The 23178-nt window shown below is 74.3% G+C and carries 19 protein-coding genes, 2 tRNA genes and 1 pseudogene; 11 read left to right on the top strand and 11 right to left on the bottom strand.

Going from position 1 to position 23178, the window contains the following annotated elements; translation table 11 throughout:
- Positions 1-162: 162 nt before the first annotated feature.
- On the bottom strand, positions 163-1179 hold the full coding sequence (locus EQG70_RS07340; RefSeq protein ID WP_017833220.1) for an NAD(P)-dependent oxidoreductase: 1017 nt from the start codon (positions 1177-1179) through the stop codon (positions 163-165).
- 157 nt (positions 1180-1336) lie between these two features.
- Between EQG70_RS07340 and EQG70_RS07335 the strand changes: the two genes are divergently transcribed.
- Positions 1337-1412: transfer RNA gene (locus EQG70_RS07335), tRNA-Lys, on the top strand.
- Between the two features lie 219 nt (positions 1413-1631).
- Here the strand turns inward: EQG70_RS07335 and EQG70_RS07330 are convergent.
- Complete coding sequence (locus EQG70_RS07330; RefSeq protein ID WP_017833221.1) at positions 1632-2168, bottom strand: MarR family winged helix-turn-helix transcriptional regulator; 537 nt, start codon at positions 2166-2168, stop codon at positions 1632-1634.
- Between the two features lie 234 nt (positions 2169-2402).
- Here EQG70_RS07330 and bcp point away from each other — a divergent pair, with 234 nt between their 5' ends.
- From bcp to EQG70_RS07300, 6 genes are all read left to right on the top strand, one after another.
- Positions 2403-2876 (top strand): thioredoxin-dependent thiol peroxidase, encoded by a 474-nt coding sequence (gene bcp / locus EQG70_RS07325; RefSeq protein ID WP_017833222.1) that lies wholly within the window; start codon positions 2403-2405, stop codon positions 2874-2876.
- Positions 2877-2911: 35 nt separating this feature from the next.
- Positions 2912-2995, top strand: a tRNA-Leu gene (locus tag EQG70_RS07320).
- A 78-nt stretch (positions 2996-3073) separates the two neighbouring features.
- Positions 3074-4681 carry an ABC transporter substrate-binding protein gene (locus tag EQG70_RS07315; protein WP_109268020.1) on the top strand — a complete coding sequence of 536 codons (1608 nt, stop codon included), beginning with the start codon at positions 3074-3076 and terminating at the stop codon, positions 4679-4681.
- A gap of 169 nt (positions 4682-4850) precedes the next feature.
- The gene (locus EQG70_RS07310; RefSeq protein ID WP_232035281.1) at positions 4851-6278 is read left to right on the top strand and encodes a malate:quinone oxidoreductase; all 1428 of its coding nucleotides are present in this window, start codon (positions 4851-4853) and stop codon (positions 6276-6278) included.
- 209 nt (positions 6279-6487) lie between these two features.
- The gene (locus EQG70_RS07305; RefSeq protein ID WP_109268021.1) at positions 6488-9685 is read left to right on the top strand and encodes an efflux RND transporter permease subunit; all 3198 of its coding nucleotides are present in this window, start codon (positions 6488-6490) and stop codon (positions 9683-9685) included.
- 232 nt (positions 9686-9917) lie between these two features.
- A complete protein-coding gene (locus tag EQG70_RS07300; protein WP_031282916.1) occupies positions 9918-10376 on the top strand; it encodes a MarR family winged helix-turn-helix transcriptional regulator in 459 nt (152 codons plus the stop codon).
- A gap of 19 nt (positions 10377-10395) precedes the next feature.
- Here EQG70_RS07300 and EQG70_RS18500 read toward each other — a convergent pair whose 3' ends face one another.
- Positions 10396-11220 (bottom strand): transglutaminase-like domain-containing protein, encoded by an 825-nt coding sequence (locus EQG70_RS18500; RefSeq protein ID WP_232035280.1) that lies wholly within the window; start codon positions 11218-11220, stop codon positions 10396-10398.
- Positions 11221-11391: 171 nt separating this feature from the next.
- Between EQG70_RS18500 and EQG70_RS07290 the strand changes: the two genes are divergently transcribed.
- From EQG70_RS07290 to EQG70_RS07280, 3 genes are all read left to right on the top strand, one after another.
- Positions 11392-12507 carry a YihY/virulence factor BrkB family protein gene (locus EQG70_RS07290; RefSeq protein ID WP_095651812.1) on the top strand — a complete coding sequence of 372 codons (1116 nt, stop codon included), beginning with the start codon at positions 11392-11394 and terminating at the stop codon, positions 12505-12507.
- Between the two features lie 176 nt (positions 12508-12683).
- On the top strand, positions 12684-13781 hold the full coding sequence (locus EQG70_RS07285) for an S-(hydroxymethyl)mycothiol dehydrogenase (protein ID WP_017833230.1): 1098 nt from the start codon (positions 12684-12686) through the stop codon (positions 13779-13781).
- Positions 13778-14518: an MBL fold metallo-hydrolase gene (locus EQG70_RS07280; protein WP_229586225.1), complete on the top strand. Its 741-nt coding sequence runs from the start codon at positions 13778-13780 to the stop codon at positions 14516-14518. Before EQG70_RS07285 ends, EQG70_RS07280 begins: the two co-directional genes overlap by 4 nt.
- Before the next feature lie 92 nt (positions 14519-14610).
- On the opposite strand, the gene EQG70_RS07275 is transcribed toward EQG70_RS07280, so the two are convergent.
- Both EQG70_RS07275 and EQG70_RS07270 read right to left on the bottom strand, forming a co-directional pair.
- Positions 14611-15918: a hypothetical protein gene (locus EQG70_RS07275; RefSeq protein ID WP_109268022.1), complete on the bottom strand. Its 1308-nt coding sequence runs from the start codon at positions 15916-15918 to the stop codon at positions 14611-14613.
- A 139-nt stretch (positions 15919-16057) separates the two neighbouring features.
- Complete coding sequence (locus tag EQG70_RS07270; protein WP_126346256.1) at positions 16058-16990, bottom strand: aquaporin; 933 nt, start codon at positions 16988-16990, stop codon at positions 16058-16060.
- 142 nt (positions 16991-17132) lie between these two features.
- On the opposite strand from EQG70_RS07270, the gene EQG70_RS07265 reads away from it, so the two are divergent.
- Entirely contained in the window at positions 17133-18260 is a 1128-nt protein-coding gene (locus EQG70_RS07265; protein WP_126346255.1) for an ADP-ribosylglycohydrolase family protein, read from the top strand.
- On the opposite strand, the gene EQG70_RS07260 is transcribed toward EQG70_RS07265, so the two are convergent.
- The 6 genes and pseudogenes from EQG70_RS07260 to murI all read right to left on the bottom strand — a co-directional run bounded on the left by EQG70_RS07260 (position 18229) and on the right by murI (position 23125).
- A complete protein-coding gene (locus EQG70_RS07260) occupies positions 18229-18876 on the bottom strand; it encodes a 3'-5' exonuclease (protein WP_020380579.1) in 648 nt (215 codons plus the stop codon). The genes EQG70_RS07265 and EQG70_RS07260 overlap by 32 nt on opposite strands.
- Before the next feature lie 22 nt (positions 18877-18898).
- Positions 18899-19771, bottom strand: coding sequence for a phosphotransferase family protein (locus EQG70_RS07255; RefSeq protein WP_035928873.1), 873 nt, complete (start codon positions 19769-19771; stop codon positions 18899-18901).
- Between the two features lie 27 nt (positions 19772-19798).
- Positions 19799-20443 carry an RdgB/HAM1 family non-canonical purine NTP pyrophosphatase gene (gene rdgB, locus EQG70_RS07250; RefSeq protein ID WP_035928872.1) on the bottom strand — a complete coding sequence of 215 codons (645 nt, stop codon included), beginning with the start codon at positions 20441-20443 and terminating at the stop codon, positions 19799-19801.
- Positions 20436-21221 (bottom strand): ribonuclease PH, encoded by a 786-nt coding sequence (rph, locus tag EQG70_RS07245; RefSeq protein ID WP_035928869.1) that lies wholly within the window; start codon positions 21219-21221, stop codon positions 20436-20438. The genes rdgB and rph overlap by 8 nt, the downstream gene beginning before the upstream one ends.
- 56 nt (positions 21222-21277) lie before the next feature.
- Positions 21278-22121, bottom strand: a pseudogene (locus EQG70_RS07240) (MBL fold metallo-hydrolase).
- 59 nt (positions 22122-22180) lie between these two features.
- Complete coding sequence (gene murI / locus EQG70_RS07235) at positions 22181-23125, bottom strand: glutamate racemase (protein ID WP_035928866.1); 945 nt, start codon at positions 23123-23125, stop codon at positions 22181-22183.
- Between the last annotated feature and the right edge of the window lie 53 nt (positions 23126-23178).

Genomic DNA, 23178 nt, shown 5'->3' with positions numbered 1-23178 from the left:
CGCTCGACCGGTCGTCGGCTCAGGCCCCGCGTCCGACGAGGACGCGTACCGTGAGCTGGACGACACCGTGGCTGAGTTGCATGCTCCCATGCTCTGCCGCCCGGCCGGGCGTGTCAATCTTCGGACTCCGTGTCCCACGATGTGAGACACGGCACGTCCGGATCACTCCTCCGCGTCCGCCGGGACGTCCAGCCGCCCCTCCTGCTGCAGGAACAGGGGCCGCTCCCCCGCGGCGATGCGCTCGAGCTGGGTCCGCAGCAGCCGCCGCACGCGCGGCTTGTAGGACGTGCAGGAACCACCGGTGTGCGGGGTGAGGATCGCCCCGGGGGCACGGAACAGCGGGTGGTCGCCGGGGAAGGGCTCGGGCTCGACGACGTCGAGGGCGCAGCGGAGCCGCCCGGACACGACCTCCGCGGTCAGCGCGGGGGTGTCGACCACCCGGCCGCGGCCCACGTTGACCACCAGGGCGTCGTCGGGCAGCAGGGACAGCACGCGGGCGTCGACGAGGCCGTCGGTCGCCGGGCTCGCGGGGAGGGCCACCACGAGCACGTCGGCGTCAGGCAGCAGGGCCGGCAGCTCGTCGATGCCGTGCACGGGGCCGCGCTCGTCGGTCCGGGCCCGGGAGGCCACCCTCGTGACCTCGACCTCGAAGGGGAGCAGCCGGTCGACCACGGCGGAGCCGATCTCGCCCACGCCCAGCACCAGGACGCGGCTGTCGGCCAGTGTCCGGGTCTCGAAGCGGCGCCAGATCCCGTCGCGCTGCTGCAGGACGGCGCGGTCGAGCTCCCGCTGGGCGGCGATCATCAGCCCCAGGGCCAGCTCGGCGGTCCCGGCGGCGTGCACCCAGCCCGCCGTCGAGAGGGCGAGGTCGGGCCCGATGGCCTCCGGCACGCCGTCGAAGCCGGTGCTCTGCAGCTGCACGAGCCGCAGGCGGGTCGCGGCGGGCAGGGCCCCCACCCAGCGGCCGGTGAAGTACGGAGCCACCGCCACGTCGATCTCATCGGCGCGGGCCCCGACCGGGTCCCCGGCCATGTCCCACAGGACGTAGCGGAAGCCCGGGACGCGGGCGCTCAGGTGGTCCACGAGCTCCTGCTCCGGGAGGGAGACCACGCGGAGCTCGGAGAGCGGGACGGACGGGGCGGACGGCGCGGGGGTCTGTGCGGAGGGCATGACGGCCATGCTAGACGCCGCCGCCGTCCGGACGGCGGCGGCGGAATGGACAAGGCGGGACGAGCTGGTAGAGTACTTTCTCGTTGCGAGGCGGGACCCGGCGGAAGCCGGCCGGCGCGATTCGGCCCCGGGCCGGGAGCGTGCTAGTGTTCTTGCCGCACCACCAGCGCCTCTAGCTCAATTGGCAGAGCAATTGACTCTTAATCAATGGGTTCTCGGTTCGAGTCCGAGGGGGCGCACCACAGGAGGACCCCACCGCGGAGCACCGCGGTGGGGTCCTTTGTCGTCCCCGGGGCACGGCGGCCCGCGGGCACGAAAAAACCCGGGGTCGTCGTGCCCCGGGTGCTCCCGCCGGAGGCCGCCGTCCGGCGACCTCGCGCGCCCTCGTGCCGGGGTCGTCCTCGACCCCGTGCCGACCCGCCCCGCGCCCGTCCGTGCCGGGACCGCGGGCCGCGGCCGTCTCAGGACGCGGTGTCCCCCGCCGTGCCGGCCTCGGCGATGTCGCGCGACTGCTCGGGCGTGGTCGCGTCGGCGGACCCGGCGTCGGTGACGGTCCCGTCCGGCTGGACCCGCAGCTTCCAGCGGGCGCCGCCGAGCGTGGTGATGATGTCGGCCAGCGTGCGGCGCAGGTTCTCGTCCGTGAGCAGCCCGTGGTCCACCAGCTCGTCCTCGAGCTGGGTGGCGGCCTCGAGAATGCGCAGGCCCTCCGGGGTGATCGACACGAGGTGGCTGCGGCGGTCGTGGACGTTCTTGGACCGGTTGACGTGGCCGTGCAGCTCGAGCCGGTGCAGCGTCTTGCCCATGGTCTGGGCCTGCACCCGGACGCGGTGCGCCAGCTGGGCCTGCGTCATGCTCCCCGCCGTCTTCAGCACGTCCAGCGCCATGACGCCCGCGTGGGTCACCCCGAGCGTGGCCAGGCGCTCGTTCCACGCGTGCTCCACGAGCCGGGCCGCGGTGGAGAGCAGTCGGTTGGTCGGCCATTGAGTGGTGAAAGGCATGCAAAGCAGTCTACCGACCTGCACCACGGAATACAGCACCATGCTAAGCAAACTGACGAGCATTTCTCCGCGGGCGGATCCGCGGCGGTCCTGAGCGCTCCCCCGGGACGGCCGGGACCACCGGGACGAGCGCCGGTAGTGTTCGTGGTCCGGGGCCGTCCCGCGGCACCGGACCCACGCCCGGGCCCGGGCCCGGCCCGGACGGCACCACCGAACCGACGGAGGAACATCCCCATGGCAGCACGTCTCGAACCCGGCAGCCCGGCCCCCGACTTCTCCCTGCCCGACGCCCGGGGCGGGACCGTCTCCCTCGCCGACCACCGCGGGCGGCGGGTGGTCGTCTACTTCTACCCGAAGGCCTCGACCCCCGGCTGCACCACGCAGGCGTGCGACTTCCGCGACAGTCTGGAGCGCTTCGCCGCGGACGGGTTCGCCGTGCTCGGCATCTCCCCGGACTCCCCGGAGGCCCTCGCGCGGTTCGCCGAGGCCGAGTCCCTCACCTTCCCGCTGCTCTCCGACCCGGACCACCGGGTCGCCGAGGCGTACGGCGCCTGGGGCGAGAAGAAGAACTACGGCAAGACCTACGAGGGCCTGGTGCGCTCCACCGTGGTGGTCGGGCCCGAGGGCGAGGTGGAGCTCGCGCAGTACAACGTGCGCGCCGCGGGCCACGTGGCGAAGCTGCGCCGCGACCTCGGCCTGGAGGGCTGAGGCTAGGATGGGCGGGGGCCCGGACGGGCCCTTCGGCGCGAGTGGTGGAACTGGCAGACACGCAGGATTTAGGTTCCTGTGCCCTGACCGGCGTGCGGGTTCGAGTCCCGCCTCGCGCACCCCGCCGTCCCCGGGCACGCCCCGGGGCCGGCCCACGACGACACCCACGACAGATCCGGTGAGGCGGCGAAGGACCCATGGCGCCCAGGCGAACCCCCCGCACCGCGGCCGCGCTCGCGCTCGTCGCGGGGCTCCTCGCCCTCGGCGGGTGCGCCCCTGCGGGCGAGGGACCCGGCACCCCCACCGCCTCCCGGTCCGTGCCGAGCGGGGAGTTCGTGTTCGCCAACGCCGCCGCCGCCCCCACCCTGGACCCGGCCACGGTCAACATCCTGGAGACGTCCCGGATCGGGGCCCAGATGCTCGAGGGGCTCGTCTCCGCCGACCCCTCCACGGGCGAGGCGGTGCCGGCCCTGGCGCGGTCGTGGGAGACCTCCGAGGACGGGCTCACCTACACCTTCGACCTCCGCCGGGACGTGCGCTTCCACGACGGCACCGCCCTGGACGCGGCGGCGGTGTGCGCGAACTTCGAGCGCTGGGAGGCCCTCGCCGCCGACGGGGCACGGACCCCCTTCGCCACGGTCCTGCGCACCGGCGCCCCCGGCATCGATTCCCTCTACGCGGGGTGCGCCGCGGCGTCGGAGTCCACGGTGGAGCTCTCGCTGACCGCGCCGCACACGCCCCTGCTCCGGGCGCTGACGCAGCCCGCGTTCGGGATCGCGTCCCCCGCGGCCCTGGCGGCCGGCACGCACGAGACGCACCCCGTGGGCACCGGCCCCTTCCGCTACGAGTCGGGGGACGGGACGAACGTGGTGCTGGTCGCGAACCCCGACTACTGGGGCGAGCTCGGGGACATCGGCCGGCTCGAGTTCCGCACGATCGCCGAGCCGGAGCTGCGCTACGTGGCGCTGCGCCTCGGCCAGGTGGACGGCTACGACCAGGTGGGCCTGGACTCCTTCGCCCCGCTCGCGCGCGAGGGCGTGCAGGTCCTCCAGCGCGACCCGTACTCCGTGTCCTACCTCGGCATCAACCAGGACGTGGAGCCCCTGGACGACCCCGAGGTGCGGGAGGCGATCGCCGCCGCCGTGGACCGCGGCGCGATCGTGCGCGAGCACTACCCCGACGGCACCCGGGTGGCGAACCAGTTCCTGCCCGCCCGCTTCGCGATGGACGGGACCGACCTGCAGGTCCCGTCCTACAACCCGCAGCGGGCGCGCGAGCTGCTGGCGGCGTCCTCCTACGCCGGCGAGCCGCTGCGGTTCTACTACCCCCGCGGCACCTCCCGCACCTACATGCAGGAGCCCGAGAAGATCTACGCCGACATCGCGGCCCAGCTCGTGCGGGCGGGGTTCGTGATCGAGCCCGTCCCGGTGGACTGGTCGGACGGCTACGTGCAGCAGGTCCAGGACCCGGAGGGCGACCACGCCCTGCACCTGCTCGGCCTCAACGGCGGCTACCGCGACCCGGACTACTTCACGGCCGCCCTGTTCGGCGCCCCCCGCGGGGAGTTCGGCGTGGACGCCGTGTCACTGTTCGGCGCCGTCAACCGCGCGGCGGCGCTGCCCGACGGCGAGGACCGCTCGAGCGCGTACGTGTCGATCAACAACCGCGTCTCGCGGCTGCTGCCCGCCGTCCCGCTGGCCCACCCGATCTCCGCGGTCGCCGTCGGGGACTCCGTGACGTCCTTCCCCCTGAGCTCCACCGGCAACGAGGTCTTCAACCGGGTGGACCTCGGCGCCGCGCCGTGAGCACCGGCCCCGGCGCGCGCCCGGCCGCATTCGGGGTTCGTCCGGGCGTGGCGATAGTCTGATCCCGACCATTCACCGGCGCAGCGCCGGGCGTTCAACGGGAGCATCGACTGTGACATCACCTCAGACAACGGAATCGACCGACGTCCTCCTGATCGGCGGAGGCATCATGAGCGCCACCCTCGGCGTGTTCCTCAAGGAGCTCGAGCCGCAGTGGGACATCACGATGCTCGAGCGCCTCGACCAGGTGGGCGCGGAGAGCTCCAACGTCTGGAACAACGCCGGCACCGGCCACTCCGCGCTCTGCGAGCTCAACTACGCGCCCCAGGCCGCCGACGGGTCCGTGAGCCCGGAGAAGTCGCTCGGCATCAACGAGCAGTTCCAGCTCTCCCGCCAGTTCTGGGCCTCTCTCGTGTCGGAGGGCAAGCTGCGCGAGCCCGGCTCCTTCATCAACCCGGTGCCGCACATGTCCCTCGTCTTCGGCGACGCGCACAGCGACTACCTGCGCCGCCGCTGGGAGGCCCTGCAGCCGAACAAGCTCTTCGAGCGCATGGAGTACACCGAGGACCGTGAGAAGATCGCGGAGTGGGCGCCGCTGACCATGCACGGCCGCGGCGCGGGTCGCGTGGCGGCCTCCTGGTCCCCCGAGGGCACCGACGTCGACTTCGGCGAGCTGACCCGGCAGCAGGTCGCCCACCTGCAGGCCCGGGGCGGGGAGGTGCGCTACGGCCAGCAGGTCACGGACCTCGACCGGCAGGGCGACGGCACCTGGGTGGCGAGGGTCAAGAACCGCCTCAACACCGAGGGCGACCGGCTCGTGCGCGCGAAGTTCGTGTTCGTGGGGGCCGGCGGCGGCGCCCTGCCGCTGCTGCAGAAGTCCGGCATCCGGGAGGCCAAGGGCTACGGCGGGTTCCCGGTCTCCGGCCTGTGGCTGCGCAACTCCGACGAGGACGTGGCGGCCCAGCACAACGCCAAGGTCTACGGCCAGGCCTCCGTGGGCGCCCCGCCCATGTCCGTCCCGCACCTGGACACCCGCTACGAGCACGGGCGGCGCGCGCTGCTGTTCGGCCCCTACGGCGGGTTCAAGCCCAACTTCCTGAAGCAGGGGTCCTACCTGGACCTGCCCCTGTCCGTGCGCCCGCACAACCTCTACCCGATGACCCGCGCGGGCCTGGCCAACCTGGATCTCGTGAAGTACCTGCTGAGCGAGCTGGCCAAGTCCAAGGGCCAGCGGGTCGAGGCGCTGCAGCAGTTCTACCCGACCACCGACGGCTCGCAGTGGGAGCTGATCGAGGCCGGCCAGCGCGTGCAGGTCATGAAGCGGGACAAGCAGAAGGGCGGCGTGCTCCAGTTCGGCACCGAGCTGATCACCGCCGCGGACGGCTCCATCGCCGGCCTGCTGGGAGCCTCCCCCGGCGCGTCCACCGCGGTGCCCATCATGCTCAACCTCCTGGCGAAGTCCTTCCCGGCGCGGATGTCCGGGTGGGAGCCGCGGATCAAGGAGCTCATCCCCTCCTACGGCGTGAAGCTCAACGACAACCCGCAGCTCGCGGACGAGGTCATGGGCCGCACCGCCCAGGTGCTCGGCATCAGCTGACACCGCCCCGACGGGCACCGCGCCGCACGCCGCGGTGCCCGCGCGACGAGGCCCCGGACCGGCCGGTCCGGGGCCTCGTCGTCGTCCGGTCCGCCCCGGCCCCCCGGCCCAGCAGGCCCGGGTGACCTGTCGGTACGCGGCGGTACGCTGAGGGGCGTGCGCCCCGGCCCGGCCGGGACGCCCTCGCCCATCCCTCCCCAAGGAGCAGAGTGTTTCTCCTCGCCCGCGCGTCGATGGCCAACCGCGCCCTGATCGTGCTCATCACGCTGTTCGTCGCCCTCTTCGGGGTGCTCAGCATGCGCTCCATGAAGCAGGAGCTCATCCCGTCCCTGGAGATCCCCGCCATCAGCGTGGTCTCGGCGATGCCCGGCGCGTCCGCGGAGGTCGTCGACGAGCAGGTGGGCCGGCCCCTGGAGCGGGCGCTCAACATCGTGGAGGGCCTCGAGAGCTCGGCGTCCACCTCGCGCAGCGGACTGTCCGAGATCCGGCTCGGCTTCGAGTACGGCACCGACCTGGACCGGGCCCGCAACCAGGTGGAGCGGGCGATCTCCAACGTGCGCACCCAGCTGCCCGACGACGTCGAGCCCACCGCGTTCGCCGGCTCCGTCGCCGACTTCCCCATCGTCTTCCTGGCCGTGTCCTCCGACGAGGACCTCAGCCCGCTCGCCGCCGACCTGGAACGGCTCACGGTCCCGGACCTGCAGCGGATCGAGGGCGTGCGCTCCGCCGAGGTCAGCGGCGCCCCCGAGCAGGTCGTCTCGATCCTGCCGGACCGCGCCGACCTCGCCCGGGCGGGCGCCACGCCCGCGGACATCCGCACCGCCCTGGAGGAGAGCGGCGGGCTGGTGCCCGTGGGCACCGTGGACGACGGGGCCACGGCCCTGCCCGTCCAGGCCGGCTCCCCGCTCGACTCCCTCGAGGCCGTGGAGAACGTCCCGCTGCCCCTCCCCGAGGACGCGCCCGACGGCGCCGAGCCCACCACGGTGGGCGCCGTGGCCGCCGTGGAGCTCGCCGAGCAGGAGCAGACCTCGATCACCCGCACCAACGGGGCCCCGACGCTCGCCCTGTCCGTCACCAAGACCCCGGACGGGGACACGGTCGGGATCTCCCAGGCGGTCGGCGAGATGATCCCCGAGCTCGAGGAGGACCTCGGCAACGGCGCCGAGATCACGGCGGTCTTCGACCAGGCCCCCTACATCGAGCAGTCGATCGAGGACCTCACGGTCGAGGGTCTCCTGGGGCTCGCGTTCGCCGTGCTCGTGATCCTGGTGTTCCTGGCGTCGCTGCGCTCGACCCTGGTCACCGCGATCTCCATCCCGCTGTCCCTGCTCGCCACGTTCATCGGGATCAACGCCCTGGGCTACTCGCTGAACCTGCTGACCCTCGCGGCCATCACCCTGTCCGTGGGGCGGGTCGTGGACGACTCGATCGTGGTGATCGAGAACATCAAGCGCCACTACGGGACGGTCGACCTGAGCACCGACCCCGCCAACGCGAAGCGCCGGGCCATCCTCACCGCCGTGCGCGAGGTCGCGGGGGCGATCACCGCCTCCACCCTCATCACGGTCGCGGTGTTCGTGCCCATCGCGTTCGTGGGGGACGTGACCGGCGAGCTGTTCCGGCCCTTCGCCCTGACCACGACCATCGCGCTGCTGTCCTCGCTCGTGGTGTCCCTGACCATCGTGCCCGTGCTGGCGTTCTGGTTCCTCCGGGACCCCCGCCTCGCGCGGCGGGCCCGCCGGGCGCCGGCGGGGCGCCCCGCCCCCTGGGCCGACGGCACGGCCGGTCCCCCGCCCGGCGCCGCGGCCGGGACGCCGCCCCGGCTGGCCCAGGGCTACCTGCCGGTCCTGCGCGGCACGCAGCGCCACCCGTGGGCCACCCTCGGGGTGAGCGTCCTGATCCTCGGCGGCACGGCCGCCCTGCTGCCGGTGCTGCCCACCAACCTGCTCGGGGACACCGGGCAGAACACCATGACGATCGAACAGGACCTGCCGCCCGGCACCGCGCTCGCGGTGACCTCCGAGCAGGCGGGCCGCGCCGAGGAGGTGCTCGACTGGACCGAGGGCATCGAGGACGTCCAGGTCACCATGGGCCCCGGCGGCGGCTTCTCCGCGTTCCTGCCCGGCAGCGGCACCAACAGCGCCACGTTCTCCGTGACGACGGACGCCGCGGTCGACCAGGAGCGGCTGCGCCGCACCGTCGGCGAGCGCCTGGACCGGCTGGACGGCGCCGGCGAGTTCTCGGTGCGGGGCGCCCAGGGCTTCACGAGCAACGACGTCGAGATCTCCGTCACCGCCACGGACCAGGCGACGCTGGCGGAGGCCGACGACGCCGTGGTGCGGGCCATGCGGGGGCTCGACTCCGCCGGGCAGGTCACGAGCAACCTGGCCGCCACCCAGCCCACCGTCGTGGTCACGGTCGACCGGGCGGCCGCCGCCGCCCGCGGCCTGAGCGAGGAGCAGGTCACGGGGGCGCTCGCCGGTACCGTGAACCCCCTCCCCGCCGGGTCCATCGACCTGGACGCCGACTCGGTGGCGGTGACGATCGGCGAGGGCCGCGCCGTCGAGGACCTCGAGGCGCTGCGCGCCCTGCCGGTGCCGGCCGCGGGCGGGACCGTCCGCCTCGACGAGCTGGCCGAGGTCGAGGAGGCGCTCACGGTCGAGACCATCACCTCGAGCAACGACCAGCGCACCGCCACCGTGGCCGTCACCCCGGGCGGCGACGACCTCGGCGCCACGAGCGCGGAGGTCCGGGACGCGCTCGCGGGCCTGGACCTGCCGCAGGGCGCGGCGGCCGAGCTGGGCGGGGCCGCCACGGAGCAGGAGACCACGTTCCGGCAGCTGGGCCTCGCCGTGCTCGCCGCGATCGCGATCGTCTACGTGGTGCTCGTGGCGACCTTCAAGTCCCTCGTCCAGCCGCTGGTCCTGCTGGTCTCGATCCCCTTCGCGGCGACGGGCGCGGTGCTCGCGCTGCTGGCCTCCGGGGTGCCGCTGGGCCTCGCCTCGCTGGTGGGCGTGCTGATGCTCGTGGGCATCGTGGTGACCAACGCGGTCGTGCTGATCGACCTCATCAACCAGTACCGGGGCCGGGAGCACCGCATGGACCTGGAGGAGGCCATCGAGAAGGGGGCGACCCGCCGGCTGCGCCCCATCGTGATGACGGCCCTGGCGACCATCCTGGCGATGACGCCCATGGCGCTGGGGATCACGGGGCAGGGCAGCTTCATCTCCCAGCCGCTGGCGGTCGTGGTGATCGGCGGGCTGATCTCCTCGACCCTGCTGACCCTGGTGCTCGTGCCGGTGCTGTACCGGCTCGTGGAGGCGCGCAAGGAGGCGCGGCTCCGGCGCCGGGAGGAGCGGATCGCGGCGCTGGCCGCGGCCCCGGGGCGCGGCGCCCGCAGAAGGTGACGTGACACTCGTCACCGTGCGCTCTTTCGTGGACGTTTGCTTCTGAAAAAACTCGCGGGCGCACCCCGGTCACTCCCCGTCCGCAGGGTGCAGAAGGTATCATCGCCGCTGGTCACAGGGGGATTCGGTGCTGTGGAGCGGGTGGCGTGCCGGGAGCCCCCGGGAGGCATCCCCCGAAAGGGGGGACACCGGGGCCCGGTGCACCGATGTAACCGGGCCGTAGCATTATCCTGTGACCCGCAGAGAAACAGATCGTGTGCAGAACAGCGCCGACGCCTGGGAGGCCCTCTTCAGGGCCCAGGTGACGGTCATGCGGCGTCTCCAGCGCCAACCCGAGTTCGCGGAGCTCTCCGCCCGCGAGTACGACGTCCTCTTCAACCTCTCCCGCTCCGACGAGGCCGGCATGCGGCTCAACGAGCTCAACGAGTACGTGCTGCTCACCCAGTCGAGTCTCAGCCGGATGCTGGAGCGTCTCGAGCTCAAGGGGCTGGTGCACCGCTGGCAGGACCCGCAGGACCTGCGGGGGCTGCGGATCCGGCTGACCGACCGGGGCCGGCAGATGCAGGTGCAGATCGCCGAGCAGTTCCGGGTGCACGTGCACGAGCTGATGTCCGCGGGCCTGGACCCGGAGGAGCTGCGCATCCTGACCCGGCTCGCCGACCGCCTGCGGGAAGCCGTCAACGAGCTCTGAGCCGCGCTCCCCCGCCGCGCTACAGCGGGAGGACGACCCTGGCTCCCGGGTCCTCGCGGCCGGGGACGGAGGACTCCGCGGCGACCCGCATCCCGCCCAGCGTGATCTTCCCCTGGAGCGTGGTCAGGAACGCCGTCTCGGAGGCGTCGGCGCCCGTGGCGATGCGCACGAACTCCGTGCGCGGGGCGAGCCCGGTGGCGTCGAGGACGTACCAGGCGCCGTCGTGCCAGGCCTCGACCACCGCGTGGAAGTCCATGGGGGACAGCCCGGGCGCGTAGACCGACGCGAGCCGCGCCGGCACCCCGAGTCCCCGCAGCAGGGTGATGAGCAGGTGGGCGTAGTCCCGGCATACGCCCTGCCGGGTGAGGAACGTGTGCACCGCGGTGTCGGTGGCCGTCGAGGAGCCGACCACGTAGTCCAGGTGCTCGTGCACCCAGTCCCGCACCCGCTGGAGCGTCTCGTAGCCGCCGCCGCGGGCCCCGGGGAAGAGGGCGTCGGGGGTGCCGGCCATCTCGTCGAAGGGGCAGAACCGGCTGGGCCGGGTGTAGCGGACGAAGTCGACCGGCTCCGCCGGAGGCGGTGACCCCGCCGGGCCGTCCAGCTCCAGGGCATAGGACACCGTGCACTGCGTGCCGCCCGGCACCCGGGCCAGGTGCAGCCGCGTGCCGTGCAGGTCCTCCGCCTCCTCGAGCGCGACCTCGGTCCCGTCCACGCGCAGGCTCAGGTGCTCGCCGGGGCGGGCGCCTCCGCCGGGGCGGGCGGCCGCGAGGGAGAACACCGCCAGGTGGTCGGTCTCCGAGGCGAAGTCGACCTCCGCGGAAACGGTGCGCCGAGTGGTGGGCACGAAGGGCCTCCTGGTCGGGGGGAATGTGCGGCGGACCGGTGGCCCGTCCGCTCCATTGTCGCTCACGGGGGCGATTCATCAGTACACTGATCCACGAGACATCCCCCACACGCCCCGCCGCCGGCCGGAGCCCGCGCGCTGCACCCGGCGGCCGACCGCGAAGGACGCAGCATGGCCCAGGACACCACCCAGGACAGCCGCTCCAAGGAGCGCACCGCACCGGATCCCGAGGATCCCCGCAAGCCGGACAGTCCCACCGAGATCAGCAAGCCCTCGTGGGGCTACGTCGTCAAGCGTGCGATCTCCGAGTTCTCCAAGGACGACTGCACCGACCTCGCCGCGTCATTGACGTACTTCGCGGTGCTCTCCCTCTTCCCCGCGCTGCTCGCCATCGTGTCCCTGCTCGGCGTGTTCGGCCAGGGCGAGGCTACCACCCAGGCGATCCTGGACTTCCTCGACCAGTACGCACCGGCGGCGCTCGTGACCCTCCTCGAGGAGCCCATCAACAACCTCACCACCAGCACGGGCGCCGGGCTCGCCCTCGTCGTCGGCATCGTCGGCGCACTGTGGACCGCCTCCGGCTACACGGGGGCCTTCGGCCGGGCCATGAACCGCATCTACGAGGTCGAGGAGGGACGGCCCATCTGGAAGCTGCGGCCGGTGAACCTCCTCGTCACGCTGATGCTGGTCCTCATCGTGGTCCTCATCATGCTCATGGTGCTGCTCTCCGGCGGCGTCGCCCAGTGGGTGGGCGACCTCGTGGGCCTCGGCGCCACGGCCGTGACGGTGTGGAACATCGCCAAGTGGCCCGTCATCGTGCTCCTCGCCATCGTCCTCATCGCGGTGCTCTACTACTTCACCCCCAATGTCCAGCAGCCCAAGTTCCGCTGGATCAGCATGGGCTCGATCGTCGCCCTGGTCGTGGCGGCCGTGGCCGCGGCGGCGTTCACCTGGTACGTGGTCAACTTCGCGTCCTACAACGCCACCTACGGCATCATCGGCTCCGTCATCGTCCTGCTGCTCGGTCTGTGGATCATCAACAACGTGCTGCTGCTGGGCGCGGAGATCGACGCCGAGGTGGAGCGCGGCCGCCAGCTGCAGGGCGGGATCAAGGCCGAGGAGACCATCCAGCTCCCGCCGCGCGACACCCGTCAGGTCGACAAGAAGGACAAGAAGGCGGAGAAGCTCGTGGACCAGGGCCGGAAGCTGCGCCTCGAGCACGAGCACCTCGACTACTCCTCGGACGACTCCGGGAAGGACGCCGACAAGGCCTCCGGCAGGAGCTGACGGCCGACCCCGGCGGCGGACCCGTGGTGCTGATCCACGGGTCCGCCGCTTCGTTCTGCCCGGACCGTGGCCGCCGCGCTCCGGCGCCGCACCGCGCGCCCCCGGCGTCCTTCCCTAGACTGGGGAGCGGTGTTCCGGACCGGAACCGTCACGTCGTCCGCAGGAAGGTCCCACTCATGCACGAGGTCAGAGCCGTCGTCGTCACGGCGAAGAACGCACCAGCCACCCTCGAGACGATCCTCGTCCCGGACCCCGGGCCCGGGGAGGCGCTCGTGGACGTCCTCACCTGCGGGGTCTGCCAGACCGACCTGCACTACAAGGTCGGTGCCGTGGGCGACGACTACCCCTACCTGCTCGGCCACGAGGCCTCCGGCGTGGTCGCCGCGGTCGGCGAGGGCGTCACCGAGGTCGCCGTCGGGGACAAGGTCATCCTCAACTGGCGCGCCGTGTGCGGGGAGTGCCGAGCCTGCCGCAGGGGCGAGCCCTGGTACTGCTTCGCCACCCACAACGCCACCCAGAAGATGACGCTCGCCGACGGCACGGAGCTCTCCCCCGCCCTGGGCATCGGGGCGTTCGCCGAGAAGACCCTGGTCGCGGCCGGTCAGTGCACCAAGATCGAGGGCGAGCTCGAGGACCACCAGTACGCCGCGGTCGGCCTGCTCGGCTGCGGCGTGATGGCCGGCATCGGCGCCGTCCTCAACACCGCGAACGTCCGGCGCGGGGAGTCCGTGGCCGTGATCGGCTGCGGCGGCGTCGGCACCGCGGCGATCGCCGGGGCCCAGCTCGCCGGGGCCACCACGATCATCGCCGTGGACCTCGACGACGAGAAGCTCGCCACGGCGCAGAAGTTCGGCGCCACCCACACGGTGAACTCGAAGGAGCAGGACCCCGTCGCGGCGATCCAGGAGCTCACGGGCGGGCACGGCGCCGACGTCGTGGTCGACGCCGTGGGCGTCGCCGCGACCTTCCAGCAGGCCTTCGAGGCCCGCGATCTCGCCGGACGGCTGGTCCTGGTGGGCGTGCCCGCCCCCGGCACCACGTGGGAGATCCCGCTGGACGAGGTCTTCGGCCGCGGCGGGGCCATCAAGTCCGCCTGGTACGGCGACACCCTGCCGAACCGGGACTTCCCGATGCTCGTGGACCAGTACCGGCTGGGCCGGCTGGACCTCGACGGCTTCGTCACCGAACGGATCGGGATCGAGGACGTCGAGCCCGCCTTCGAGCGGATGACCGCCGGCAAGGTGCTGCGCTCCGTCGTGGAGCTCGGCCGATGAGCGCCGTCGACGGCCACGACGGCGAGGCCCTGCCCGACCGGGAGCGCGCCCACCCCGCCGACCGCGGCGCCGTCCCGGTGCGGCCCGCCGCGGGCGCCGGCCGGGCCCGCATCGACCGGCTGGTCACCTCCGGGACGTTCTCCCTCGACGGCGGGACCTGGGACGTCGAGAACAACGTGTGGATCGTGGGCGACGACGACGAGTGCGTGGTGATCGACCCGGCCCACGACCCCGCCGCGGTGGTGGAGGCCGTCGCCGGGCGCACGGTGACCGCGGTCCTGCTCACCCACGCCCACGACGACCACATCCGCTCCGTCAAGGAGGTGGCCGGGCAGGTGGGCGGGACGATCCACCTGCACCCGGAGGACACGGTCCTGTGGGAGCAGGTCTACCCGAAGACGCCCTTCGACGCGGCGATCGCCGACGGGGACGAGTTCACCGTGGCGGGGACGACCCTCACCGCGCTGCACACCCCGGGCCACTCCCCCGGGTCCGTGTGCTTCTGGGCCCCGGGCCTGGGCGAGGGCGGGGTACTGTTCTCCGGGGACACCCTGTTCCAGGGCGGTCCCGGCGCCACGGGCCGGTCCTGGTCGGACTTCCCCACGATCGTCGACTCCATCCGCGAGCGGCTGCTGACGCTGCCCGAGTCCACGGAGGTGCTCACCGGCCACGGCGACACCACCACGATCGGCGCCGAGGCCCCGCACCTGCAGGAGTGGATCGACCGGGGCCACTGACCGCGACCCCGGCCACCCGCCGCGGCCTCCGGGCCCGGCGGGTGGCCCGGGACGGCGGTGCCCCTGCCGGCACTGTCCCGGGCCCGGTGGGCTCAGAGGTCCCCGGGACCGATGCGCCGCCAGCGGTGCACGAAGGTCAGGGCCGTGGCCAGCAGGACCGCCGCGGAGAGCACCGGCACCAGTGCGGCGCTCCGGTAGCCCCAGGACTCCCCCCACCACCCGGACAGGGCGAGCCCCCCGGTCAGCCCCACGCTCATCACCGCGGTCATGACGGTGGTCAGGGCCGTGACCCGGGAGCTCGGGGCCACGACCCGGGCGATCTCGTAGACCGCCACCAGGCACGGCCCGGTGGTCAGCCCAGCCAGCGCCAGCACGACCACCATCCCCGCGGAGTCGTCCGGGATGGTCAGGAGCATCGCGGCGAGCACGGCCCCGGCGGCCGCCGCCACCCAGTGGTTCCACAGCCGCAGCTCCTCGGTGCGGGCGGACGCGGCCACCGCGGCCAGCGCCGAGGTGAACCCCGAGACCGCGTACAGCCAGCTGACCGAGACCACCGCGTCCACGGCGGTCGCGAAGACGAGGACCGCTCCCAGGGTCGACCCCACGAGGGCCCCCAGCGCCCCCATCCCCAGCACGGGGAGCAGCCGGAGCTGCCGCGCCCGGCGGCGGCGGTTGCGGGCCGCCCGGTTCGGTGCGGCCGCGACGGGCGGCAGGAAGTGGACGAGCCCCCGCGGCAGGCGGGCCGAGCAGTGCAGCAGGAACACGGTGGTGCCCACGAGGGTCAGGGTGGCCGCGAGCACCAGCACGGCCACCGGCCCGAGGGTCACGGCCACGAGCCCGGTCACCGCGGCCGCCAGGACGGTGGCCAGCGAGTCCATGACGCTCTCGTGGCGCAGCGCGGTGTCGAAGAGGTCCTCCCGGGAGTCCCGGCGCAGCAGGGACCACCAGCGCAGCCGGCACGCCACGCCCATCTGCGGCAGCACGAGCCCGGCGAGCAGGCACGGGAGCACCAGCTGGGCGGGGGCCGCCCCGGGGTCGGCGGCGAGGTCCGGGAGCCGGCGCACGAGCCACCACACCACCAGCGGGTTCACGAGGGTGAGCAGCACCAGGCCGAGCTGGCGCCGGCGCCACGAGGCGGCCGCGCCCATGGCCAGCCCGCACACCGCCGAGCCGAACGTCACGGCGGCGGCGCAGAAGGCGCCCAGGGCCGGGGACCCGGAGATCAGCGCCACCGTGGTCAGCACGCCGAGAGGCACCATGGTCTGGGGCAGCCGCACGAGCAGGGTCAGCACGGGGTACAGCGCGCCGCTGACGGCGGCGAGCTCCCGGGAGTCGGCCAGGGGCGAGCGGGCGGCCGTGCTGAAACCCCCGAGGGGCTCGGCGGCGCGCGCACTGCTCACGAGGTACCTCCGCATCCTCCCGACGGCGGCCGTGCACGGACCAGCCTAGCCCCGCCGCCCGGAGGATGACGGAAAGCGACGGCCCCCCGCGGCGGGCGGAGGATCCGGCGGCCCTGCCGGACCCGGCAGGGCCGCGGGCTCACCGCTCCCGGACCGGCGCGGCGGACGCGGCGGGCGTCGCCTCCGCGGCCGGGGCGTCCTCCTCCGCGGCGGGCGCCCCGGCGCCGCGGCGCGGCCGGGAGAGCGTCGCCGAGCGGTGGACCAGACCGGCCACGAGGCCGCCGAGCAGCGGGGCCACCCAGAACAGCCACAGCTGGCCCAGGTGGCCGGCGCCGGCGACCACGGCGGCGCCGGTCGAGCGGGCGGGGTTCAGCGACCCGCCGTCGAACGGCGCGGTGATCGTGAGCAGGAACGCGAGGGCCGCACCGATGGCCACGGGGGCGAGCACCGCGTTGGCCCGCGGCGCGGTGGAGCCCAGGACCACGAGGGCGAACAGGGCGGTCGCCACGAACTCGACGAGCAGCACGGTGGTCCACCCGGCCTGGGAGGTGGAGTTCTCCCCGAAGCCGTTGGAGACCGCGCCGAGGACCTGCGCGGTGGTCGAGGAGTCGAGCAGGCTGATGAGCACCGCCCACAGCACGCCGGCCGCGGCCAGGGCGCCGAGCACCTGGGCCACCACGTAGCCGATCGCGGCCCGCGCGGGCGTGCGCCCGGCCACGACCGCGGCGAGCGTCACCGCGGGGTTGAAGTGCCCCCCGGAGACGTGCCCGAAGGCGACGATCGCGGCGACCAGGCCGAGCCCGAAGCCGAGCGCGGAGTCGATGACCTCGGTGGCGAACATGCCCGTGCCCAGCCCGGCGAAGACCAGCAGCGCCGTCCCGGCGAACTCGGCGGCCCACTGGGCCGGCGCGGACGCGGCCTCCGGGGCGCCGGCGGGCACGGTGTCCTTGCGCGCGGCGACGGGCACGGGCGCCGCGAGGCCCGCCGTGCCGGGGGCGGCGCCGTCGTGGGCGGTGCTGTCGGCCGCGTCGGCGCCGGGGCGCGCGGTGGTGCCGGGAACGTGGTGACTCATGGATTTCTCCTCAGGGATCGGGGCGGCACGGTGGGGGTGCCGTGCCGGCGGGGCGCCGGGCGCCCGTGCCATGCAACCACAGTGACCTGAAGGGCGGTTGAACCCGCCCCGGGCCGTGTCGGCCGCCGACTACACTGACCGCATGCCCGCACCCCTGCTCTCGCCCGACGCCGGCCTCGACCCCGCCTGGCCCGAGTACGCCGACTCCGTGCGCGCCGCCCTGCTGGGCGGAGCCCTCGGGGACGCGCTGGGCGGCCGCGCGAGCTCCGGTCCGCGCTCCCGCTCCGCGGCGGCCGGCGCGGACGCCCTCGCCGAGGCCGCCGACGGCACCGCGGTGCTGCGGATCTCCGACGCCACCCAGCTGACCCTCTACACCCTGGACGCCCTGCAGGAGGTCGTCGAGTGGGCGAACCAGGGCCACGGCGCCGACGAGACCGCGTGCCTGTGGCTGGCCTACCTGCGCTGGCTGGGGACCCAGGGCGAGCGCCACCCGGCCGAGGCGCCGCGGCCCCTGCCCCGCCCGATCGACGAGCACGAGGTCCTGCACGCCGTGCGGGAGCCGGACGGAACGGTGCTGGCGGCCCTCCGCTCCGGCCGGATGGGCGAGGTCGAACGCCCCCTGCAGCCGGAGGCCAAGGGCGCCGGACCGGTGCTGCGCTCCTCGCCGTTCGGTCTGCTCCCCCACGTCGGCTGGCGCACGCTCGCGCCCCTGGCCATCAACGGCGCCGCCCTGACCCACGGGCACCCCGAGGCGCAGACCGCGGCGGCCGTCCAGGGCTTCGTGGTCCACGCCGCCGTGCGCGCCCGCCGGGAGGGCCTGCCGCGGCCGGTCGCGGCCGCCGTGGCCGCCGCCCGCGAGACCGCCGGGAACCTCACGCGCCCGGTGGCCGAGACCCTCGCCCGGCTCGAGGACGCCGTGCGCGCCGCCATGCGGGAGGACCCCGACCCCGCGGCGCTCGACCGGCTGCTCGGCGCGGGCGGGGCCGCCCCGGAGACCCTGGCGGGCGGCCTCGGCGCGGCCCTGCGCGCGGAGGCCGAGGCCCCGGGCGCCGGGGACCCGCAGGCCGTGTTCCGCCGCGCGGTGGAGCTGGCCACCGCCGGCACCGGCCACCCGGGCGCGGCGGGGGCGATCGCCGGCGCCGTGACGGGCGCGGCCCTCGGGACGGCCGCGCTGCCGCCGGAGTGGCGCGCCCGGCTGGACGCCGGGGACGTGGTGTCGGAGACGGCCGAGCGCTGGCTCAGGGAAGTGGGGGCGCCGCCAGCCGCTTGACGTTCAGTCCCGCGCCGGCGAGCAGCTCCCGGACGGTGCCCGCACCGGCCCGGTGGACCAGGTCCACCACGATCCCCGCGCAGGCCCGGGCGTCCTCGAGGGCGTCGTGGTGGCGGCGCAGCGGCACCCCGGCGGCCTCGGCCGCCCGGGGCAGCGCGTAGGACGGCAGGTCGTAGCCGCGCCGGGCCAGCGCCAGGCTGCACGCGTACGCCAGCGGGGCGTGCCGCGTGTCCGTCTCCGCGCACGCGGCGCGGATCACGCCCATGTCGAAGGCCGCGTTGTGCGCCACCACGAGCTCGTCGGGGTCCTCGGCCAGGATCCAGTCCTCGATCCGCGGCCACAGCTCGGCGAAGCCGGGGTGGCCCGCCACCGTGTGCTCGGTGATCCCGTGGATGCGCGTGTTCCCGGGGTCGAAGTCCGCGCGGGTGCGCGGCGGGCGCATGTAGGCGGAGCGCTCCGCCACCACCCGGCCGCCGCGGACCCGCACGAGGCCCACGGCGCACGGCGAGCCGATGAAGCGGTTCGCGGTCTCGAAGTCGATGGCGGTGAAGGAGAGGGACGACGGATCCGCGGCGGGCCGGTCGGTGGTCGTGTCGGGGGAAGCGGGACGAGGCACCGGAACAGCCTACTGCGCCCGCTCAGGCGGAGACACCGCGCAGGTTGGTCTCGATCCAGTCGTCGGCCCGGGCGATGGACTGGTTGACCTGGGCGGTGTCGAGGTCGTGGTGCAGCGCGTAGGCGACCGCCTGCAGCGGGAACGTGCGCGCGTGCAGCCGGGCCCGCTCGTAGACGGTCTCCGAGACGGCGGCGCGCAGGGTGTCCCAGCCGTACCACAGCCCGAGGGACGCGGCGTCGTGCGCGGGGTCGGACAGACAGGCGTGGTCCCAGTCGATGATGCCCGTGAGCTCGTCCCCGTCACCGTCCCACAGCATGTTGTGCCCCATGAGGTCCCCGTGCACCAGGGTCGGCACCACGGTCGGCAGCGCCGCGAGCTCGGCGACGGCCCGCCGCGCGGCCTCCTGGTTGCGGGGCAGCAGCCGCGGGATGACCTCGTCGAGCAGCACGTGCCGCCGCCGGTGGCCGCCCCAGTGCTGGCCGGGACGGTCGAGGTACCGCGCGAAGCCGGAGGTGTCGACCTCGGCCAGCTCGGTCAGCACCCGGTGCAGCACGGCCGGGTCGCCGTGCCCGGGCGGGTGCGGGTGCCCGGGCAGCCACGTCAGGCCCACCCCGGTGTAGCCGTGGGAGACCACCACGCCGGTGAGCGGCCGCGGGGTCGCGAACGAGAAGCGGGGCAGCCTCCGCAGCACCTCCGTGCGGCGCTGGACGTGCTCGCAGACCGTGGCGTTCTTGGCGATCCGCACGGAGATCACGTGGCCCACGTTCACCACCACGTGGGCGGACCCGCCGGCGTGGACCTCCCACTGGCCGGGGTCGGCGCTCATGCCGGCTTCGCGCAGCACGGCCTCGACGGCGCCGGCGAACGGCAGGTGGTGGAGCTGCGACCAGGGCATGGTCAACTTCCTCGGTTCGGACGTGGGTCAGTCGGGGACGGCGGCGGGGTCGAGGGCGGTCAGCAGGTGCGGGAGCAGGGCCCGCATCGCGCGCCCGCGGTGGCTGATGGCGTTCTTCTCCGCGCGCGTGAGCTCGGCGCAGGTCCGGTCGGACCCGTCGGGGCGCAGCACGGGGTCGTAGCCGAAGCCGCCGTCCCCCACGGGCTCCCGCAGCAGGGCGCCGCGCAGCGTCCCGGTCTCCACGTGCTCGCGGCCGTCCGGGGTGACGAGCGCGGCGGCGCACACGAACTGCGCGCCGCGATGGGCGTCGGGGACGTCGGAGAGCTGGGCGAGCAGCAGCCGCAGGTTCGCGGCGTCGTCGCCGTGCCGGCCGGACCAGCGCGCGGAGAAGATCCCGGGGGCCCCGCCCAGCACGTCGACGGCCAGGCCGGAGTCGTCGGCCACGGCGATCAGCCCGGTCGCGGCGGTGGCGGCGCGGGCCTTGAGCAGGGCGTTGGCCTCGAAGGTGGTGCCGTCCTCGACGACGTCGGGCGCCCCGGCCGCGGCGGCGTCCACGACCAGCCGCTCGACGTCGGCTCCGGGCAGCGCGGGCGCGAGCAGGTCCCGCAGCTCGGCGAGCTTGCCCCGGTTGTGCGTGGCGAGCACCACCCGGGCGCCGTGGTGGTCACCCATCGCCGGCCTCGCGCAGGGTCTCGACCTGGATCTGGGTGAGCTGGGCGCAGCCGGCCAGCGCGAGGTCGAGCAGGGCGTCCAGCTCGGCGCGGTCGAAGGGGGCGCCCTCGGCGGTGCCCTGCACCTCCACGAAGTCGCCGGACCCGGTGACCACCACGTTCATGTCGGTCTCGGCCCGCACGTCTTCGACGTACGGGAGGTCCAGCATCGGCACGCCGTCGATGATGCCCACGGACACGGCGGCCACCGTGTCGGTGAGCGGCTGCGCGCGACGGGCGACGAGCCCCTCGGCCCGGGCCCACCCGATCGCCTCGGCGAGGGCCACGTAGGCGCCGGTGATGGCCGCGGTGCGGGTGCCGCCGTCGGCCTGGAGGACGTCGCAGTCGAGGACCACGGTGTTCTCGCCGAGGGCGGAGAGGTCGATGACCGAGCGCAGGGAGCGGCCGATGAGCCGGGAGATCTCGTGGGTGCGCCCGCCGATCTTGCCCTTCACGGACTCTCGAGCGGACCGGGTGGACGTGGCCCGCGGGAGCATCGCGTACTCGGCGGTCACCCAGCCGCGGCCCTCCCCCTTGAGCCAGCGCGGGACGCCTTCGGTCACGGACGCGGTGCACAGCACCCGGGTGCTGCCGAACTCGATGAGGGCGGAGCCCTCCGCCTGCTGGGACCAGCCGCGGGTGATCGTGATGGGTCGCAGCTCACCGGGCGAACGGCCGTCCGACCGGGTCACCCCCGAGGTCGAGAGGGCCGGTGCGGTCTGGTCGACGGGGGAATCCATGTGGTCCACCTTACCCCGCGGCACCGACCGCCCGGCCCGGCCGCCGGCGGCGGGGCTCACGGCCCGACGGCGGCCGCGGGACGGCCGCTCCCCCGCCGGACGATCCGGTAGGTGTAGGCGGGATCGGCCACCCCGATGGGTCCCGCGAAGACCTCCTGCGCCTCCTCCACGGCCCGCGTCGGGGAGTTCCACACCGGCAGGTGCGTCAGCAGCAGCTGGCGGGCCCCGGCGTCCCGGGCGGCCTCCGCCGCGCGCCGGCCGGTCAGGTGGATGCCGCGCAGCGCGTCGTCGCGGCCCTCGTGGTAGGCGGCCCTCGTGGTAGGCGGCCTCGCACAGGAAGACGTCGGCGTCCCGCGCGGCGCGCACGAGCCCCTCGCACGCGTCGGTGTCCCCCGAGTAGGCCAGGGTGCTGGGGCCCATGACGCCGTCGTAGTCGATGCGCAGGGCGTAGGGCTCGGGGGTGGGGTGCTCCACCCGGAAGGGCGTGATCGCGAACGGCCCCACCCGCACGGGCTCCTCCGGGACCCAGGTGTGGAAGTCGAACTCCCCGTGCATCCCGGGCTCCGTGGGGAGCCCGTGGGTGCTGCTGAGGTACTCGTGGAGGCCGGTGGGCGCCCACAGCGGGATCGGGGGTCGGCCCCAGCCGCGCGGGTCCCACTTGATGGCCACGTGCAGCCCGGCCAGGTCGATGCAGTGGTCGGGGTGCAGGTGGCTGACGAGCACGGCGTCGATGTCGTGCAGGTCGATGTGACGCTGCAGCACCCCGAGGGCGCCGTTGCCCATGTCCAGCAGGATGCGCCAGGTCCGTCCCTCGGCGTCCTCACCGCTGACGAGGTAGCAGGAGGCCGGGGAGTTCGGCCCCGCGAAGGAGCCGGTGCATCCGATGATGGTGAGTTTCATGGGCGAGAGCCTTCCAGGAGGTGCCGGTGGGACGGCGGCCGCACCGGCCGCGGAGCTGCTCAGGGCGCGGACGGGCCCGCTCCCCCGATCATCTCCGGGGTGATCCGCGCGAGCGAGCCCGTGGGGTACTGCTCCGCCACGGAGCTGGTGTGCCGGACGCGGGCGACCTCCGGCCCCAGGAACCGCCGGGCGAGGACCTCGAAGGACGCGGCGTCCCCGGTGGCGAGGAACTCGTGCCGGGCGGGCCCGCCCGGCACCCCCGGCTCGCGCTCGAGCCCGTGGCTGACGAGCGCCCGGTAGACGTCCTTGGCGGTCTCCTCCGCGCTGGAGACCAGCGTGACGGCGTCGCCCATGACGTAGGAGATCACGCCGGTGAGCAGGGGGTAGTGGGTGCAGCCCAGCACCAGCGTGTCCACGTCGGCCTCGCGCAGCGGGTCCAGGTAGGCCTGGGCCGTGGCCAGCAGGCCGGGCCCCGTGGTGACGCCCGCCTCCACGTAGTCGACGAACGCGGGGCAGGCCACCGAGTCGATCCGCAGGTGGGGGGCGGCGGCGAACGTGTCGTCGTAGGCGCGGGAACCGACCGTCGCCTCCGTGCCGATGACGCCGATCCGGCCGTTGCGGGTCGAGGCGACCGCCCGGCGCACCGCCGGCTGGATGACCTCGACCACCGGGATCCCGTAGACCCGGGTGTAGCGCTCCCGGGCGTCGCGCAGCACCGCCGCGGACGCCGTGTTGCAGGCGATCACGAGCAGCTTGACGCCGGAGTCGACGAGCTCGTCCATGATCCGCAGGGCGTGCGCCCTGACCTCGGCGATCGGCAGCGGCCCGTAGGGCCCGTGGGCGGTGTCCCCCACGTACACGATCTCCTCGTGGGGCAGCTGGTCGATGATGGCGCGGGCCACGGTGAGACCGCCCACCCCGGAGTCGAACACGCCGATGGGTGAACCGGGGTTGGGGCGCCGGGCGGCCCGGCCGCCGGCCCCGAAGACGTCGTCATCCTGCATATCGTCAAGAGCGTAGTCCCGGGCGTGCCGCCGTCCCAAACCGCGCCGCGGCC

Source organism: Kocuria rosea (assembly GCF_006094695.1).
Classification (GTDB): Bacteria; Actinomycetota; Actinomycetes; order Actinomycetales; family Micrococcaceae; genus Kocuria; species Kocuria rosea.
Note: the sequence above shows the minus strand (reverse complement) of the source record. Positions and strands in the feature narration are given on the sequence as shown.

What these genes read in the sequence shown, in the direction of transcription:
- EQG70_RS07340 (WP_017833220.1), bottom strand. Translation starts at nt 1,179, where the DNA reads ATGGCCGTCATGCCCTCCGCACAGACCCCCGCGCCGTCCGCCCCGTCC.
- EQG70_RS07330 (WP_017833221.1), bottom strand. Translation starts at nt 2,168, where the DNA reads ATGCCTTTCACCACTCAATGGCCGACCAACCGACTGCTCTCCACCGCG.
- bcp (WP_017833222.1), top strand. Translation starts at nt 2,403, where the DNA reads ATGGCAGCACGTCTCGAACCCGGCAGCCCGGCCCCCGACTTCTCCCTG.
- EQG70_RS07315 (WP_109268020.1), top strand. Translation starts at nt 3,074, where the DNA reads ATGGCGCCCAGGCGAACCCCCCGCACCGCGGCCGCGCTCGCGCTCGTC.
- EQG70_RS07310 (WP_232035281.1), top strand. Translation starts at nt 4,851, where the DNA reads ATGAGCGCCACCCTCGGCGTGTTCCTCAAGGAGCTCGAGCCGCAGTGG.
- EQG70_RS07290 (WP_095651812.1), top strand. Translation starts at nt 11,392, where the DNA reads ATGGCCCAGGACACCACCCAGGACAGCCGCTCCAAGGAGCGCACCGCA.
- EQG70_RS07285 (WP_017833230.1), top strand. Translation starts at nt 12,684, where the DNA reads ATGCACGAGGTCAGAGCCGTCGTCGTCACGGCGAAGAACGCACCAGCC.
- EQG70_RS07280 (WP_229586225.1), top strand. Translation starts at nt 13,778, where the DNA reads ATGAGCGCCGTCGACGGCCACGACGGCGAGGCCCTGCCCGACCGGGAG.
- EQG70_RS07270 (WP_126346256.1), bottom strand. Translation starts at nt 16,990, where the DNA reads ATGAGTCACCACGTTCCCGGCACCACCGCGCGCCCCGGCGCCGACGCG.
- EQG70_RS07265 (WP_126346255.1), top strand. Translation starts at nt 17,133, where the DNA reads ATGCCCGCACCCCTGCTCTCGCCCGACGCCGGCCTCGACCCCGCCTGG.
- EQG70_RS07255 (WP_035928873.1), bottom strand. Translation starts at nt 19,771, where the DNA reads ATGCCCTGGTCGCAGCTCCACCACCTGCCGTTCGCCGGCGCCGTCGAG.
- rdgB (WP_035928872.1), bottom strand. Translation starts at nt 20,443, where the DNA reads ATGGGTGACCACCACGGCGCCCGGGTGGTGCTCGCCACGCACAACCGG.
- rph (WP_035928869.1), bottom strand. Translation starts at nt 21,221, where the DNA reads ATGGATTCCCCCGTCGACCAGACCGCACCGGCCCTCTCGACCTCGGGG.
- murI (WP_035928866.1), bottom strand. Translation starts at nt 23,125, where the DNA reads ATGCAGGATGACGACGTCTTCGGGGCCGGCGGCCGGGCCGCCCGGCGC.